This is a genomic window from Halolamina rubra (assembly GCF_000739555.1).
GTDB lineage: Archaea > Halobacteriota > Halobacteria > Halobacteriales > Haloferacaceae > Halolamina > Halolamina rubra.
The window spans coordinates 20,370-37,420 of the sequence record NZ_BBJN01000009.1 but is presented as its reverse complement, the minus strand read 5'-3'; the positions used below and the strand labels follow the sequence as shown (position 1 = coordinate 37,420).

Here is a 17,051-nt window from a genome sequence, read left to right as displayed (position 1 = left end):
TCGGGGGAACGGCACCGATCCGGATAGGGCTGCCGTTCGAGCGGTCGTCGACGCCCGACTCCCTACACGTCGCCCTCGAGGCTGTCGAAGATGCGCTCGACGAGCGCCTCGCGGGACACCTCCTCGTCCGCCGGGAACTGCCCGCCGCCCATGCGGGCGTGCCCCCCGGCGCCGGCGTTGGGCACGTCCTCGACCGCGTTCTCGAGCGCCCGGCCCATGTGGACGCGGTCGTCCCGCGAGCGGCCCGAGAGGTGGACCGTCCCCTCGCGCTCGCCGACGACGACGACGGCGGTGATCCCCTCGAGCGTGATCAGCTCGTCGGCGGCCTGCGGGATCGCGTCGGCGTTCGACAGCGTCCCCACGTCGCTGACGGCGAACGAGCCCTCGACCTGCCTGCCGGCGATGGCGCGGGCTTTCACGTCGAGCGTCTCGCCGCTGACCTGCGGGTTGGCGATGCGGTCCAGCGCGTCCTCGTCGACGCCCGGCGCGAGCGACGCCGCCGCGGTGAAGTCCGCCGCCGCGGCGCCGGTCGTGAGGTGGCGCGTGTCCGCGAGAATGCCGTACAGTAGCCCCGTCGACTCCCGCGAGGGGAGGGTGAACCGCGCGTCGACCTCGCTCTCGTGCACGTCCGGCGGTACGGGTTTCCCGCCCACGTCCTGGAAGTACTCGGCGACGATGCTCGCGGCCGCGCCGTAGTCGGTCCGCACGTCGGTGAACTCCTCGCCGGTCCCCTCGCCGGGGTGGTGGTCGACGACGGCGAACGGCAGCACGCCGTGGGCGCCCTCGAACCCCCGTGGCTGGTTGTGGTCGACCAGCACCACCGCCTCGGCGGCGAGCTCCGAGACGTGGTCGATCGCCTCGATGTCGAGGTCCAGCACGTTCCTGAACGCGCGGTTCTCCTGGTGGCGGATCTGCCCGGTGAACTGCACCGTCGGTTCGCAGCCGACCTGCTCGGCGAGTCGGGCGATACCGATCGCGGCCGCCATCGCGTCGGGGTCGGGGTCGGGATGCATCAACACCGCCACCCGCTCCTTGTTCGCCAGCGCCTCCTTGAACCGGACGCCGATCGGGCGACGGTAGCGCAGCAGCGCCAGCGCGGCCACGATCGACACCATCACCACCGCCGCGGCGGCGGCGACGAGTTCGGGGTTCTGCTGGGCGAACCGCTCGGCCCTCGCGATCGCGTCCGCGTAGCCGGCGGTCTGCATAGGTGACCCTCTCCGACCGGGGAGGGAAGTAGTTTCGGCACGCGCTCGCCGAACGCCTTTATCCGTGCCGACCCAACCGTCGGGGTATGGCGTTCGAACAGCGCCGCGAGCGGATGGTCGAGCGGCTCCGGGAGCGGGGCGCGATCGACCGCGAGTCGACCGCCGACGCGCTGCGCGCGGTGCCCCGCCACGAGTTCGTCCCCGCGGACGAGCGCGGCGGCGCCTACCGGGACCGACCCCTCCCGATCGGCGAGGGGCAGACGATCTCCGCGCCGCACATGGTGGCGTCGATGGTCGACCGCCTCGCGCTGGAGCCGGGCGATCGCGTGTTGGAGATCGGCACCGGCTGTGGCTACCACGCCGCGGTCACCGCGGAGGTCGTCGGCGACGGCAACGTGTTCTCCGTCGAGTACGTCCCCGAGCTGGCCGACAAGGCCCGGGAGACGCTCGACCGACTCGGCTACGAGGTCGCGATCAGGACCGGCGACGGCCACGAGGGCTGGCCGGAGCACGCCCCGTACGACGCCGCCTACCTCACCTGCGCGGCCGAGTCGGTGCCGCAGGCGGTCGTCGAGCAGGTCCGCCCCGGCGGCCGGGTGCTCGCCCCCGTCGGCAATCGGCGCCAGCAGCTGGTGCGGCTGACGCTCCGCGAGGACGGCCGGACGGAGCGCGAGGCGTTCGAGGGCGTGCGGTTCGTCCGGATGCAGGGGGAGTAGTCGCCGATCCCAACCGCTTTCTACCCGACCCCCTCGTCTGGGAGACATGCCGACCGCTGGAGACACCGACCTCGACGTGCCGTCGCTCGCGCTGCTGTGGGCCGCCCGCGAGACGGGGCTGCTCGAGGCGCTGCTCCGCGCCCCCGGCGGCGCCGCCGCGGCCGCCGACGCGACGGGCGTCACGGAGCGCGCGGCCTCGATCGTCGTCGACGCGCTAGTAGAACTCGAGTTCCTGCGCCGCGTCGGCGACGGCGTCGAACCGACGAACCGCGCGCTCGGCCTGCTCGCGACCCGTGACCTCCGGTCGATCGGCGACGTTCCGACCGCGCTGGACCGCTTCGACGCCTACGCCGCGCTCCCGCGGACGATGGAGAGCGGCGTCCCGCCGATCGAGTCCGATCCAGAGTCGCGTATCCGCCACCGCCTGGGCGCCGCCGAGGCGCTCGACGACGCGACAGTGCGCGCGACCGTCGACGCCGCGCTGGCGGCGAACCCGGACGCTGATCGGGCGCTCGTCGTCGCCGACGGCCCCGGCCGACACGCCCGCGCGCTCGCCGACCGGGGGCTCGACGTGACGCTGCTCGAGGGCGCGGACGTGGCCGCCGTCGTCGAGCCGCTGCTGGAGCGGACCGACGTGGCGCTCCGGACCGGGAGCCTCGCCGACGTGGCGGCGACGTTCGACCTCGTGCTCACCGTCGACGCGGCGTGGCGCCAGTCCCCCGCGGAGAACCGGTTCACGACGCTCGCGGTCGCCGCCGCGCTCGCCCCGGGCGGCGCGGCCGTCTGCGTCGAACCGCTCCGGGACCGCTCCAGCGCGGGCGTCTCCGTCGCGGCCGCGGCGCTCGCGACCGGGAACGGCCGGCCGTACCCGGAGGCGACGGTCCGCGAGTGGTTCGCCGACGCCGGCCTCGAGGCGGTGGAGACGAGCGAGGTGCCGGAGACGCCCTACCAGGCGATCGCCGGACGGCGGCCGGACGAAGGGTCGAACGTCTGACGCACCGCCGAGTTCAAATAGCCGCATCACCGACTCGCGGGTATGGACCCCGCGGTGCTCCGGGACGACATGGTCGACGGGCTGGAACACGCCCTCGGTCGCCCGCTCCCGGAGGCCATCGGGCTCGCGATGCGGACGGTGCCGCGTCGGGAGTTCGTCGAAGACGCCCCCTACGACAACCGGCCGTCGACCGTCGACGGCGCCGTGACGCTCGCGCCCGGGACGGTCGCCCGCCTGCTGACCGCGCTCGACCCCCGCGAGGAGGACGACGCGCTGATCGTCGGCGCCGGCGCCGGCTACACCGCGGCCGTGCTCGCGGAGATACTCGACGACCGCCGCGTCCACGCGCTCGACATCGCGCGGCCGCAGGTTTACCGCGCCCGCTCGAACCTCGAGGCCGCCGGCTACGGCGGCGTGCTCGTCGACTGCCGCGAGGGGTCGTCGGGGCTCCCGGAGTACGCGCCCTACGACCGGATTCTGGTCGAAGCCGCGGCCGTCGAACCCCCGCGCGACCTGCTCGACCAGCTGGCCGACGGCGGCCGGCTGGTGTTCCCGAAGGGGAACACCGACCAGACGCTCGTCGCCGTGACGCCCGACGACGACGCGGCCGACGGCTACCGGCGCGTCGACGAGCGCGGGCCGGTCCGGTTCGCGCCGCTGCTGGTCGACGGCGAGCAGCCCGGCGTGACGCGGAACCGCACCCGCCGTGAGGACCGCGAACACGCCGAGAGCGGCCCCGACCCCGGCTGGGAGCACGAGTGGCTCGACTGGGACGAGCGGCTCTCGGGCCGGGAGCGGAGCGACGGCGCGCCCAACTGGGGCGACTACGGCGACCGGCGGTAGGGCGACGCAGTAGCCACGTCTCCCGGTGCCGCCCCTCGCAACGCCGGCCCGACGAGCAGGTAGCGCGGGAGCGACCGCTGGGCCGGTTCTGGGCCGCAGTTGCCCGCCGGCCGCCCGGTACGGCTCACTCCCGGATCACCAGCACGTGGCTGTTCTCGCGGCGATCGACGTAGGAGCCGCCGGCCGGGGGCTTCACGTCGAGCGTCAACGTCCCCTCGGCCTGGTTCGCCCCGAGCTGGGGGTCGACCGAGACTGTCGCGGTGCCGTTCTCGCCGGTTCTCGCCGTCGCGACCCCGTCGAGGCTCGCGGTGCCGCCGTCGACGATCACCGTCGCGCCCGCGACGGGGTCGCCCTCGGCGTCGACGACCCGCAGCGTCAGCTCCTGTGGCCCGGTCTCGACCACCTCCGGCGTCGGGCGCACGTCGACCTCGGCGGCCGCGAGCCCGCCGACGCCGTTGACCAGGTTCAGCATCACGCTCAGGCAGGCGGCGCCGACGACCAGCGAGACCACGAGGCGGACTGGCAGCCCCTCGATCGCCCGCTCGTCCCCGCGGAGCTCGGCGAGTCGGTCGGCGACGGCGTCTCGAGCACGGCTCGGATCGAGCATGGGGTGGGTGGTCCCGTCATCGCACTTGAATCGCCGGGCGAGCACTCAAGGGGGATGACGCGGCCACCCCCGCCATGCACGTCGTCGGACGCGAGCGGGAGCCAGAGCTGGACGGCGAACCGTCGTCGCCGTCGATGGTCGGTCGCCTGGGGCGCTATCTCGCCCGGGACGGGAGCGCCGGCGCGGCCGTGGGGATCGACCTCGACCGGCCACACGCCGGTCTCGTCGTCGGGAAACGCGGCGCCGGGAAGTCGCACACGCTCGGCGTGCTCGCGGAGGCGACTGCGCGGGCCGCGGCGTCGCGCCGGTCGTCGTCGATCCGATGGGCGCGTTCTCGGGGCTGGCGAGCGACTCGGCCGACGACAGCGAGCCCGTTCCGGCGCGCGTGGTCGAGGCGCCGCGGATCCGCGCCAGCGCCGTCCCCCCGTCGAACTGGCCGCCACTGGTCGGTCTCGACCCCGAATCGGGGCCGGGCGCGCTTGTCTGGGAGGCCGCCGCGTCGGCGTCGACGCTCGCGGGGATGCTCGATCGGGTGGACGCGGTCGAGTGCGAGCGGGCGACCCGCCGCGCGGCGGCGAACCACCTCGGTCGGGCGCGGGAGTGGGGGATCTTCGATCCGGACGGGCTCGGCGCCGGCGACCTGTTCGGGCCGGCGGCGACCGTGCTCTCGCTTTCGGGTGTCGACGACGCGCCGACGAGCGCCGTGGTCGCCGCCGTGGCGCGCCTGCTGTACGACGCTCGTGCGGGCGAGGACCCCCCGCCCCGGCTGCCGTGGCTGATCGTCGACGAGGCCCACGTCGCCGTCGACGGCGTCGCGGGGTCGGCGCTCCGGACGCTGCTGACCCGGGGCCGGGCGCCGGGCGTCTCGCTGGTGCTGGCGACCCAGCGCCCCTCGGCGTTCCCGCCGGTGGCGGCCTCGCAGGCCGACCTGCTGATCGCCCACCGGCTCACCAGCGAGCCCGACATCGACGCGCTGGAGCGGGCGAACCCGACGTATCTCTCGGGGACAGTACGGGAGCGGCTCCCGAGCGGCCGGGGCGAGGCGCTGGTCGTCGACGACCGGACGGAGTCGACGCACACGATCCGGGTTCGTGAGCGGCACACCCCCCACGGCGGCCACACGCCGCGGGCGAGCGAGGTCGCCGGGGCGGAGCCGGCCGACGGCCGAAGGGAAAGCGACAGGTACGAGCGGGCGAACGTGGACCTGTGAGTCGCTCAGACGACCGAGCCGACCGGGCGTGGGACGAGGGTGCGCCGACGCTCCGCGAGCGGTTCAGACTGGCCGTCCGACAGAACCCGATCCGCGGCGTCGGGATCCTGCTGTTGCTCCTGCTCGCGCTGGTGTTCTTCGTCGCGACCGTGCTCGCGTTCAGCACGGTCGAGTGGGTGGTGATCCTCGGCGTCGGCGTGCTGGCGCTCGCCGTCGTGCTCGGGGGGATCGGCGCCGTGACGCTGTTGATGCGCGGCGACTAGGACCAGGGGCCCATCAGGCGAGGCGTTCGCGGGCGAGCGTCCGACGGACTCGCCCGGCGAGCGCTTCCAGCCCGTCGACCGCGGCGAGATCCGGGAGCGCCGCCTCGAACGCCGACGCGGTGCCGGCGACGAACGTTCCCTCGCTGGCGGGGCTGTCGCCGCGCCCGCCGGCGACGTTCTCGGGCGACGGGCGGTCGTCGCCGCCGGCGGCGACGAGGACGCCGTGGTCGGCGCCGATCTCGGCGAGGCGCTCGCGGGTCGACGCCGCCAGGTCGCTGGTCCGGAAGGACAGCGTCGCCGCGTCGCCGGGGTCGACGCCGTTGTGGCCGCGCAGGCCGACGTTCCGCTCGACCTCGCGGGCGGCGACGCTCGGGAGGGTCGCAGCCGCTGTGTCGGCCTCACCGTCGTTCGCGCGGTCGCCGTCGCCGAGGAACTCCGCCACGGCGACCACGTCGGCCGTCTCGGGAACGTCGTGGGTGCGGACGATGTCGGCGCCGCGCTCGACCTCCATCGTCGCCGCCGCGAGGCTGACCGCGAGCTGGTCCTCGGTCTCCGGGCGGTCGGCGACGACGCCGAGGAAGTCCTCGCGGTTCGTCGCGGTCAGCATCGGCCGGCCGAAGGCGCGGAACTCCCGGAGCCGGCGGAACATCTCCCAGTTGTCCTCGTGGGTCTTCTCGTCGTACCAGCCGCCGAAGGCGGGGTCGATGATCGTCTTCTCGGTGAAGCCCCCGCGTTCGAGCGCGGCGAAGCAGTCGTCGATGGACTGCAGGTGGCCCGGCGACTGGATGTCCGGCGGCGACGCCATCTTCACGACCGCGGCGTCGTGGGCCTCGCAGACGCCGGGCATGTCGGGGTCGGCGAAGCCGCAGACGTCGTTCACCATGTCGAACCCGCCCTCGAGGGCGGCGTCGGCGACCTCGGCGTAGCGCGTCTCGATCGACCAGACCGCGTCGCAGTCCGCGCGGTCGACGACCTCGAGCGCGCCTTCGAGCCGGTCGAGTTCGGTGTTGACGGCCTGCCACGGGTTCTTCGGGTTCGAGGACTGGAGCCCCACGTCGATGATGTCGGCCCCGTTCTCGGCCATCTGTTCGGCGTGCTCGACGGCGCCGTCCACGTCGCCCCAGGTGCTGGGGTCGTAGTTCGACTCGACGCTCATGTTCAGCACGCCCATGATCCGCGGCGGGTGGCCGTCCCCGACGGGGAGGCCGGCGATGTCGACGGGGTTCATGGTTCAGCGTCCGGCGGCGCGGGCTAAAGCGTGCTGGAACCGGCCCCCGGGTCGGCGTCGACGCCACCGCGGCGGCGGACTGCCGCTCCCGATGGGTTCAACACCGCCCGGCGACCACAATCCACCGTGATAGAGGACGCGCTCGGCGACCGATCGCTCGTGGTGGTGTCGAACCGCGAGCCGTACGTCCACGAGTACGCGGACGGCGAGCCGGCGGTCCAGCGCCCCGCGGGCGGGCTGGTGACCGCGCTGGACGGCGTCGTCGCCGAGACCGGGGGCACGTGGGTCGCCTGGGGCAGCGGCGACGCCGACTTCGACCCCGCAGTCGCGCCGGAGGGCGAGGTCCGGATGCCGCCCGAGGCGCGGGCAAACAGCGCCGACGACCGCCCCGGCTACACGCTGGCCCGGCTGGACCTCCCCCGCCGGCTGGTGGAGAACTACTACTACGGCTACAGCAACCAGGTGCTCTGGCCGATCTGCCACCTCGAAGCCGACCCCGTGACCGTCGACGCGAAGTTCTGGCCCGCCTACCGCGAGGCCAACCGGCGGTTCGCCGAGCGCGCCGTCGCGGCGGACCCGGACGTGGTCTGGTTCCAGGACTACCACCTGGGGCTGGCGCCGAGGTTCGTCCGGGAGCAGCGACCCGACGCGCGGCTGGTCCAGTTCTGGCACGTCCCCTGGCCGACGCCGGAGTTCTTCGAGATCTGCCCGCAGGCGACCGAACTGCTCCGCGGGCTACTGGGGAACGACGCCGTCGGCTTCCACCTCGAGCGCTACGCCGACAACTTCCGGGACTGCGTCGCGCGGTTCGTCCCGGACGCCGAGGTGACCGACGCGGGGATCCGCTACGACGGGCGGCTGGTCGAGACGTACGCGTCGCCGATCGGCGTCGACACCGAGCGCGTGGCCGACAACGCCCGGAGCGACGCGGCGGCCCACTACTGGGAGCGCGTCGTCGACCGGTACGACCTCGACCCCGAACGGCCCGTCGTGCTGGGCGTCGACCGCCTCGACTACACGAAGGGCGTCGTCGAGCGCCTCGACGCGCTCGCGCACCTGCTGGAGACGACCCCCGAACTCGCGGGCGAGTTCACGTACGTCCAGAAGGGGACGCGGACCCGCGAGGGGATCCCGGCGTACCGACGCTACTACGACGCGGTCCGGGACCGGATCGCGGAGCTCGACCGCGTCCACGGCACCGAGGACTGGACGCCAGCGCTGTACATCGAGGACGACGTCGACGACCGCGAGCTCGCGGGGCTGTACCGTAACGCGGACGTGGCGGTGGTGAGCTCCCGCCGCGACGGGATGAACCTCGTCGCCAAGGAGTTCGTCGCGGCCCAGGGGCGGCCGTTCCCCAACGCCGGCCTCGCGCAGACGGAGGGGCTCGACAACCCCGCCAGGGACCGGGCCCCGGGCGCGCTCGTCCTGAGTCGGTTCGTCGGCGCCGCCGAGTCGCTCTGCCCGGCCGCGCTCCCAGTGAACCCCTACGACGTGTCGGCGTTCGCCGAGACGATCAGGGACGCGCTCGAGATGGGCGAGCCCGAGCGACACGACCGGATGGCGTCGCTGCAGGCGTCGGTTCGGGGCGAGGACATCGACGCGTGGCTCGCGACGCAGCTCGACGTGTTGGCGGGCCGGGAGCGGGTCGTGGCGGCCGACGACGACTGAGTCGTCGAAGCGTCGGTTTTCTCGTCCGTAGAAGTAGCCTGGAGCGAGATTAGAACCGTGAGGAATCGCGGCGACGCTCGTTAGTTTGTCACAACAGAAAGCGCCCGGAGCGGGATTCGAACCACGGTCGTTTCGCTTCGCTTCACTCCCTGATTCAAATCCCTTCGTCGGCGTTTCGCTGGACTCGGGCTCGCTCGAAGCAAGCTTCTCGCTCGCCAGTTGAGTCCAGCAGAAAGCGCCCGGAGCGGGATTTGAACCCGCGTCACGACCGTGACAGGGTCGTATGATGGGCCACTACACCATCCGGGCACGCTGCCTCGCTGCACTCAATCGTACCGCCGTGTTGTAAATAAGGCTTGCCATCCATCGCCGCCGTGCGACGCCACCCCGTGCCGGGGCGTCGACGGCGCCGGGTGCCAACGCCTCGCGCACGCGCAACCTACATTAGCAAGCGTTATGTGCCGCCGGCTAAAATACAGCCGTAGTATCTCGTGACCGATTCTCTGAACGCCCAACACCTATGGTAGACGTAAGCCAACACGAACTGGTTCCGGAGCACACGCTCCTCGACGAGCCCGAGGTCGAGGAGGTGCTGGAGGAGTACCAAGTGAAGAAGACGAACCTACCCAAGATCAAGCGCAGGGATCCTGCCCTGCCCAAGGAGGCAGAGCCCGGCGACGTCGTCCGCATCGAGCGCGACTCCCGTACAACCGACACCGCCGTCGTCTACAGGCTGGTGGTCGAATAATGGACCGAGAGAGTCGCCGCGCAGTCTCCCGGGAGTACTTCTCCCAGGAGCGACTGGCGGAGCACCACTTCCGGTCGTTCAACAACTTCCTCGACCGCGGCATGCAGGACGTCGTCGACGAGAAGGAGACGATCGGCACCGACATCGGCGACAAGGAGGGCCAGGAGCCCGTCTGGGTCGAGCTCGGCGACGTGCGCATCCTCACCCCACGCGTCCGCGAGGCCGACGGCTCAGAGGAGCTGCTCTACCCACAGGAGGCCCGCCTGCGGAACATCACCTACGCCGCCCCCGTGTTCATGGAGATGTCCATCGTCCGCGGCGGCGAGGACGAGCCCGAGGAGGTCGTCGACCAGACCGAGACCAAGGTCGGCCGGATGCCGATCATGGTCGGCTCGAACAAGTGTAACATCGACGGCTTCTCCGACGACGAGCTGATCGACATCGGCGAGGACCCCGTCGACCCCGGCGGCTACTTCATCGTCAACGGCTCCGAGCGCGTGCTGATGACGAGCGAGGACCTGGCGCCGAACAAGATCCTCGCGGAGCACGACACGAAGTACGGCGACGACATCCAGGTGGCCAAGACGTTCTCCCAGCGCCGTGGCTACCGCGCGCTCGTGCTCTGTGAGCGCAACCGCGAGGGGCTGCTCGAGGTGAGCTTCCCCTCCGTCTCCGGCTCGGTGCCGTTCGTGACGCTGGTCCGTGCGCTCGGGCTGGAGTCCGACGAGGAGATCGTCCACCGCGTCTCGGAGGACCCCGAGATCGTGAAGTTCATGCTGGAGAACCTGGAGGAGGCCGACGTCCAGACCGAGGAGGAGGCGATCGAGACCCTCGGGAAGCGCGTCGCCTCCGGCCAGGGGAAGAACTACCAGCTGAAGCGCGCGAACTACGTCATCGACCGCTACCTGCTCCCGCACCTCCACGAGGAGGGCGTCGAGGAGGAGGACGTGCGCATCAACAAGGCGTACTACCTCTGTCGGATGGCCGAGGCCTGCTTCGAGCTCGCGCTCGGGCGCCGCGACTCCGACGACAAGGACCACTACTCCAACAAGCGCCTCAAGGTCAGCGGCGACCTGATGAAAGACCTGTTCCGGACCGCGCTGAACAAGCTCTCCCGGGACGTGAAGTACCAGCTCGAGCGCGCCAACATGCGGAACCGCGACCTCAGCGTCAACACGGTCGTCCGGTCGGACGTGCTCACCGAACGGCTGGAGCACCCGATCGCGACCGGGAACTGGGTCGGCGGCCGCTCGGGCGTCTCCCAGCTGGTCGACCGCACCGACTACATGGGCGTTCTCAGCCACCTGCGGCGGCTGCGGTCGCCGCTGAGTCGCTCCCAGCCCCACTTCGACGCGCGTGACCTGCACGCCACCCAGTGGGGGCGTATCTGTCCCTCCGAGACGCCGGAGGGGCCGAACTGTGGGCTGGTGAAGAACTTCGCCCAGGCGATGGAGCTCTCCCAGCACGTCGACGACGAGCGCGAACTGAAGCGCGAGCTCGACGAGATGGGCGTGGAGGGTATCCCCGGCATCGAGGGCGTCGAACGAGCAACACCCGCGGACGACTGAGATGGCAGGAAAACAAGAACGACCTGCGAAGGTCTACGTCAACGGCAGCCTCGTCGGGACCCATCCGGACCCCGATGAGCTGGCAGCACAGATCCGAGAGTCCCGCCGCAACGGCGAGGTCAGCGAGATGGTCAACGTCGCGGTGAAGGAGCGGACCCGCGAGGTCATCGTCAACGCGGACTCCGGCCGCGCGCGACGGCCGCTGATCGTCGTCGACGACGGCGAACCGCGGCTGACCGACGAGCACATCGAGGCCGTCGAGAACGACGAGCTCGAGTTCGAGGACCTCGTCGACCGCGGGATCATCGAGTTCATCGACGCCGAGGAGGAGGAGGACATCCTCGTCGCCGTCGACGAGGACGACCTCACCGAGAAACACACCCACCTCGAGGTCGACCCGCAGCTCATCTTCGGCATCGGCGCCGGGATGATCCCCTACCCCGAACACAACGCGTCGCCACGGATCACGATGGGCGCGGGGATGATGAAGCAGTCCCTCGGGCTCCCGTCGGCGAACTACCGCATCCGGCCGGACACCCGTCAGCACCTCCTGCACTACCCGCAGCTGTCGATGGTCAAGACGCAGACCACCGAACAGATCGGGTTCGACGAGCGCCCCGCGGCCCAGAACTTCACGGTCGCGGTCATGTCCTACGAGGGGTTCAACATCGAGGACGCGCTGGTGATGAACCAGGGGTCGGTCGAGCGCGGGCTCGCCCGGTCGCACTTCTTCCGCACCTACGAGGGTGAGGAGCGACGCTACCCCGGCGGCCAGGAGGACCGCTTCGAGACGCCCTCGCAGGACGTGCGCGGCGCACGCGGCGAGGACGCCTACACCCACCTCGACGAGGACGGCCTCGTCAACCCCGAGACGAAAGTCGACGAGAACTCGGTGCTGCTCGGGAAGACCTCGCCGCCCCGGTTCCTCGAGGAGCAGGAGGACCTCGGCGGCCTCTCGCCCCAGAAGCGCCGCGAGACCTCGGTAACGATGCGCTCCGGCGAGGACGGCATCGTCGACACGGTCACGCTGATGGAGGGCGAGGACGGCTCGAAGCTCTCGAAGGTCTCGGTGCGTGACGAACGCATCCCCGAACTCGGGGACAAGTTCGCGTCCCGCCACGGCCAGAAGGGCGTCGTCGGCCACCTCGCACCCCAGGAGGACATGCCGTTCACCGAGGAGGGGCTGATCCCCGACCTCGTGATGAACCCCCACGCGCTCCCCTCGCGGATGACCGTGGGCCACGTGCTGGAGATGCTCGGCGGCAAGGTCGGCTCGCTCGAGGGCCGGCGCGTCGACGGCACCGCGTTCCAGGGCGAGGGCGAGGACGAACTCCGCGGCACGCTCGAGGAGCACGGGTTCAAGTCCTCCGGCAAGGAGGTCATGTACTCCGGCGTCACCGGCGAGAAGATCGAGGCCGAGATCTTCGTCGGCACCATCTTCTACCACAAGCTGTACCACATGGTGAGCAACAAGTTGCACGCCCGCTCCCGCGGGCCGGTGCAGGTGCTCACCCGCCAGCCCACCGAGGGGCGCGCCCGCGAGGGTGGCCTGCGCGTGGGGGAGATGGAGCGCGAGGTGCTGATCGGGCACGGCGCCGCGATGGCGCTGAAGGAACGCCTGCTCGACTCCTCGGACCGCGAGACGGTGTACATCTCGGAGGACACCGGGATGGTCGCGGTGGAGGACGTGGAGCAGCGCCGGGTGTACGACCCCATCACGAAGGACGAGGACAACATCCACGAGCTGGAGGTCAGCTACGCGTTCAAGCTGCTGCTCGACGAGATGAAAGCGCTCGGCATCCGACCCAAACTCGAACTGGAGGACGCAGTATAAATGTCAATCTCAGGCTCACCCAAGGAGATCGGCAAGATCAGCTTCGGCCTGATGGACCCGGAGACGTACCGGGACATGAGCGCCACGAAGGTGATCACCGCCGACACGTACGACGACGACGGCTACCCCATCGACATGGGGCTGATGGACCCCCGGCTGGGGGTCATCGACCCCGGGCTGGAGTGCCGGACCTGCGGTCAGCACTCCGGCTCGTGTAACGGCCACTTCGGCCACATCGAGCTCGCGGCGCCGGTGATCCACGTCGGCTTCGCGAAGCTGATCCGCCGCCTGCTGCGCGGCACCTGTCGGGAGTGCGGCCGGATCTCGCTCACCGAGGACGAGCAGGCGGAGTTCGCCGACCGGCTGGAGCGCGCGAAGGAGCTCGGCGACGACCCCGACGACGTGCTGAAGGCGGCGATCCGGCAGGCCCGGAAGACCTCGCGGTGTCCGTACTGCGGCGAGACCCAGTACGACATCAAACACGAGAAGCCGACCACCTACTACGAGGTCCAGGACGTGCTCGCCGGCGAGTACTCCGAGATCATCGCCGACGCGATGCAGCCCGACGACGAGGACGACGAGGGGATGGCCCCGACGGAGCTCGCCGACGAGACCGGCATCGCGCTCGACCGGATCAACGACATCCTCGGCGGCGAGTTCCGCCCGCGCGAGGAGGACCGCAAGGCGCTGGAGAAGGCGCTCGACATCGACCTCACCGAGGAGGACGAGAACAAGCTGATGCCCAGCGACATCCGGGACTGGTTCGAGGACATCCCGGACGAGGACCTGGCGAACATCGGCGTCAACCCCGAGACCTCCCGGCCCGAGTGGATGATCCTCACGGTGCTGCCGGTGCCGCCGGTGACCACCCGCCCCTCGATCACGCTGGACAACGGCCAGCGCTCCGAGGACGACCTCACCCACAAGCTGGTCGACATCATCCGCATCAACCAGCGGTTCATGGAGAACCGCGAGGCGGGGGCGCCCCAGCTGATCATCGAGGACCTCTGGGAGCTGCTCCAGTACCACGTCACCACGTTCGTCGACAACGAGATCTCCGGCACGCCGCCGGCCCGACACCGCTCCGGCCGGCCGCTGAAGACCCTCTCCCAGCGGCTCAAGGGGAAGGAGGGTCGGTTCCGTGGCTCCCTCTCCGGGAAGCGCGTGAACTTCTCCGCGCGTACGGTCATCTCACCGGACCCGACGCTCTCGCTCAACGAGGTCGGCGTCCCCGAGCGCGTGGCGCGGGAGATGACCCAGACGATGAACGTCTCCGAGCGCAACATCGAGGAGGCGCGGACGTACGTCCGGAACGGCCCCGAAGGCCACCCCGGCGCGAACTACGTCAAGCGCCCCGACGGGCGCCGGCTGAAGGTGACCGAGAAGAACTGCGAGGAGCTCGCCGAGAAGGTCGAGCCCGACTGGGAGGTCTCCCGGCATCTGACCGACGGCGACATCATCGTGTTCAACCGGCAGCCGTCGCTGCACCGGATGTCGATCATGGCCCACGAGGTCGTCGTGATGCCGTACAAGACGTTCCGGCTGAACACGACGGTGTGTACGCCGTACAACGCCGACTTCGACGGCGACGAGATGAACATGCACGCGCTCCAGAACGAGGAGGCGCGTGCGGAGGCCCGCGTGCTGATGCGCGTCCAGGAGCAGATGCTCAGCCCGCGCTTCGGCGAGAACATCATCGGCGCCATCCAGGACCACATCAGTGGGACGTACCTGCTGACCCGGAACAACCCGACGTTCACCGAGAACCAGGCGCTGGACCTGCTGCGGGCGACCAGCGTCGACGAGCTCCCCGACCCCGACGGCGAGGAGGACGGCGAGCCGGTCTGGGAGGGTCGGACGGTGTTCTCGGAGCTGCTGCCCGACGACCTCAACCTCGAGTTCCGCTCGGAGGCCGACGACGAGGTCGTCATCGAGGACGGCCAGCTCCTGCAGGGCACCATCGACGAGGGCGCCATCGGCGCGTTCGGCGGTGACATCGTCGACACCATCACGAAGGAGTACTCGAAGACTCGCGCCCGCGTGTTCGTGAACGAGGTCGCGACGCTCGCGATGCGTTCGATCATGCACTTCGGGTTCTCGATCGGGATCGACGACGAGTCGATCCCGCCGGAGGCGAGCGAGCAGGTCGACGAGGCGATCGAGGACGCTCACGAGCGCATCGACGAGCTGATCGAGACGTACCGGGCGGGCGATCTGAACTCGATCCCCGGCCGGACCGTCGACGAGACGCTCGAGCTCAAGATCATGCAGACGCTGGGCAAGGCGCGTGACTCCGCCGGGGAGATCGCCGACGACCACTTCGCCGACGACAACCCGGCCGTGGTCATGGCCCAGTCCGGCGCGCGTGGGTCGATGCTGAACCTGACCCAGATGGCCGGCTCGGTCGGCCAGCAGACCGTCAGTGGCGAGCGCATCAACCGCGGCTACGAGGGCCGCACGCTCAGCCACTTCGAGCCGGGCGACCTCTCGGCGAAACCCCACGGGTTCGTCGAGAACTCCTACCGCTCCGGCCTCACCCCGCGGGAGTTCTTCTTCCACGCGATGGGTGGCCGCGAGGGGCTGGTCGACACGGCAGTCCGGACCTCCAAGTCCGGCTACCTCCAGCGCCGGCTGATCAACGCGCTCTCGGAGCTGGAAGCGCAGTACGACGGCACCGTCCGGGACACCTCGGGCACCGTCGTCCAGTTCGAGTTCGGCGAGGACGGCACCTCGCCGGTGAAAGTCTCCTCCGACGAGGACGACCCCGTCGACGTGGAGGCGATCACCCAGCGCGTGCTGGACGCCGAGTTCAGCAGCGAGGAGCAGAAGGCGCGCTTCCTCGGCGAGCAGGTCGAGGAGACCAACCTCTCGGAGTTCGCCGGTCCCGGCCTGAACAAGGCGGGACAGGGGGTGAGCGATGACTGACGCCGAGGCGCTCCCCGAGAGCTTCGAGCACGTCGACGAGTCGACCGAGGCGCTGGTCGAGGACACCGAGCTCCCGCGCCGGCTGAAGGACCGCATCTACGGCGCCATCGAGGAGAACGAGGGCGCGACCGCCGAGGAGATCGAGGAGATCGTCAAGGCCGTCGTCGCCCGGTACGAGGACACCCGCGTCGACGCGCTCGACCCCGTCGGGACGGTGTCGGCGCAGTCGATCGGCGAACCGGGGACCCAGCTCACCATGAACACGTTCCACTTCGCGGGCGTCGCGGAGATCGACGTGACACAGGGGCTCCCCCGGCTGATCGAGCTCGTCGACGCCCGGAAGACGCCGGACACGCCGACGATGACGGTCCACCTCGAGGAGGAGTACGCGACCGACCGCGACAAGGCCCGCGAGGTCGTCTGGCAGATCGAGGCGACGAAGATCCTCGCGCTCGGGAACGTCTCGACCAACGTCGCGGACATGCAGGTCACGATCGACCTCAACGAGGAGACGCTCCAGAAGCGCTGGCCCACCTACGACGACGTGGGCGAGATCGCCGAGCAGATCCAGGACACCATCGAGAGCGAGCTCAAAGTCGCGACCAAGCGCAAGGGGACGACGATCGCGTTCGGCCCCGAGCAGCCCAGCTACCGCGAGCTGCTCCAGCTGGTCGAGGAGCTCCGCGAGGTCGTGTTCAAGGGGATCGAGGAGGTCACCCGCGTCGTGATCCGCAAGGAGGAGCTCGACGACCGCGAGGAGGAGGAGTTCGTGCTCTACACCGAGGGGTCGGCGTTCGGCGACGTGCTCGAGATCGAGGGCGTCGACACCACGCGCTCGACGTGTAACAACATCCACGAGATCCACCAGGAGCTCGGGATCGAGGCCGCCCGCGAGACGATCATCAACGAGACCCACGAGACGCTGGCCGAACAGGGGCTCGACGACGTGAACGTCCGGCACCTGATGCTGGTGGCGGACATCATGACCAACCGCGGGACGATCGAGTCGATCGGCCGCCACGGCATCTCGGGCTCGAAGGAGTCCGTGCTCGCCCGCGCGGCGTTCGAGGTGACGGTGAACCACCTGCTCGACGCCGCCGTCCACGGCGAGGTCGACGACCTCGACGGCGTGATCGAGAACGTCATCGTCGGGAAGCCGGTGTCGATCGGCACCGGCGACGTGGACCTCCGCATGGGCTCGGGCAGCGCGATGAAGTCGGCCGACGACTGATGGGA

Annotated in this window: 13 protein-coding genes, 1 tRNA gene and 1 pseudogene; 11 read left to right on the top strand and 4 right to left on the bottom strand. The window is 70.6% G+C overall.

The genetic code is table 11. The features are described from left to right. Positions 1-62: 62 nt before the first annotated feature. Positions 63-1,208 (bottom strand): DHH family phosphoesterase, encoded by a 1,146-nt coding sequence (locus tag ACP95_RS02240; protein WP_049979650.1) that lies wholly within the window; start codon positions 1,206-1,208, stop codon positions 63-65. Positions 1,209-1,294: 86 nt separating this feature from the next. Between ACP95_RS02240 and ACP95_RS02235 the strand changes: the two genes are divergently transcribed. Genes ACP95_RS02235 through ACP95_RS02225 form a run of 3 tightly spaced genes read left to right on the top strand, consistent with a single transcriptional unit; the run spans position 1,295 to position 3,761 of the window. After that, positions 1,295-1,924 carry a protein-L-isoaspartate(D-aspartate) O-methyltransferase gene (locus ACP95_RS02235; protein ID WP_049979649.1) on the top strand — a complete coding sequence of 210 codons (630 nt, stop codon included), beginning with the start codon at positions 1,295-1,297 and terminating at the stop codon, positions 1,922-1,924. Positions 1,925-1,970: 46 nt separating this feature from the next. Further along, entirely contained in the window at positions 1,971-2,918 is a 948-nt protein-coding gene (locus ACP95_RS02230) for a hypothetical protein (RefSeq protein ID WP_049979648.1), read from the top strand. 42 nt (positions 2,919-2,960) lie between these two features. Beyond that, positions 2,961-3,761: a protein-L-isoaspartate O-methyltransferase family protein gene (locus tag ACP95_RS02225; protein ID WP_049979647.1), complete on the top strand. Its 801-nt coding sequence runs from the start codon at positions 2,961-2,963 to the stop codon at positions 3,759-3,761. 124 nt (positions 3,762-3,885) lie between these two features. Here ACP95_RS02225 and ACP95_RS02220 read toward each other — a convergent pair whose 3' ends face one another. Beyond that, on the bottom strand, positions 3,886-4,368 hold the full coding sequence (locus ACP95_RS02220; protein WP_049979646.1) for an Ig-like domain-containing protein: 483 nt from the start codon (positions 4,366-4,368) through the stop codon (positions 3,886-3,888). A 74-nt stretch (positions 4,369-4,442) separates the two neighbouring features. Between ACP95_RS02220 and ACP95_RS02215 the strand changes: the two are divergent. Beyond that, positions 4,443-5,578: pseudogene (locus ACP95_RS02215) on the top strand (ATP-binding protein). Beyond that, positions 5,575-5,841 (top strand): hypothetical protein, encoded by a 267-nt coding sequence (locus tag ACP95_RS02210; protein WP_049979645.1) that lies wholly within the window; start codon positions 5,575-5,577, stop codon positions 5,839-5,841. The pseudogene ACP95_RS02215 and the gene ACP95_RS02210 overlap by 4 nt, the downstream one beginning before the upstream one ends. Positions 5,842-5,854: 13 nt before the next feature. Here ACP95_RS02210 and folP read toward each other — a convergent pair whose 3' ends face one another. After that, positions 5,855-7,069: a dihydropteroate synthase gene (gene folP, locus ACP95_RS02205; RefSeq protein WP_049979644.1), complete on the bottom strand. Its 1,215-nt coding sequence runs from the start codon at positions 7,067-7,069 to the stop codon at positions 5,855-5,857. 126 nt (positions 7,070-7,195) lie between these two features. On the opposite strand from folP, the gene ACP95_RS02200 reads away from it, so the two are divergent. After that, a complete protein-coding gene (locus ACP95_RS02200) occupies positions 7,196-8,740 on the top strand; it encodes an alpha,alpha-trehalose-phosphate synthase (UDP-forming) (RefSeq protein ID WP_049979643.1) in 1,545 nt (514 codons plus the stop codon). 236 nt (positions 8,741-8,976) lie between these two features. Here the strand turns inward: ACP95_RS02200 and ACP95_RS02195 are convergent. Next, positions 8,977-9,049, bottom strand: a tRNA-Asp gene (locus ACP95_RS02195). 211 nt (positions 9,050-9,260) lie between these two features. Here ACP95_RS02195 and ACP95_RS02190 point away from each other — a divergent pair. Genes ACP95_RS02190 through rpoA2 form a run of 5 tightly spaced genes read left to right on the top strand, consistent with a single transcriptional unit; the run spans position 9,261 to position 17,046 of the window. After that, positions 9,261-9,488, top strand: coding sequence for a DNA-directed RNA polymerase subunit H (locus tag ACP95_RS02190; protein ID WP_049979642.1), 228 nt, complete (start codon positions 9,261-9,263; stop codon positions 9,486-9,488). Then, positions 9,488-11,056, top strand: coding sequence for a DNA-directed RNA polymerase subunit B'' (locus ACP95_RS02185; protein ID WP_049979641.1), 1,569 nt, complete (start codon positions 9,488-9,490; stop codon positions 11,054-11,056). Before ACP95_RS02190 ends, ACP95_RS02185 begins: the two co-directional genes overlap by 1 nt. 1 nt (position 11,057) lies before the next feature. Beyond that, complete coding sequence (gene rpoB, locus ACP95_RS02180) at positions 11,058-12,890, top strand: DNA-directed RNA polymerase subunit B (RefSeq protein ID WP_049979640.1); 1,833 nt, start codon at positions 11,058-11,060, stop codon at positions 12,888-12,890. Beyond that, positions 12,891-15,815 (top strand): DNA-directed RNA polymerase subunit A', encoded by a 2,925-nt coding sequence (locus tag ACP95_RS02175; RefSeq protein ID WP_049979639.1) that lies wholly within the window; start codon positions 12,891-12,893, stop codon positions 15,813-15,815. It abuts the gene before it with no gap. Continuing rightward, on the top strand, positions 15,808-17,046 hold the full coding sequence (gene rpoA2 / locus ACP95_RS02170) for a DNA-directed RNA polymerase subunit A'' (protein WP_049979638.1): 1,239 nt from the start codon (positions 15,808-15,810) through the stop codon (positions 17,044-17,046). Before ACP95_RS02175 ends, rpoA2 begins: the two co-directional genes overlap by 8 nt. Positions 17,047-17,051 lie beyond the last annotated feature (5 nt).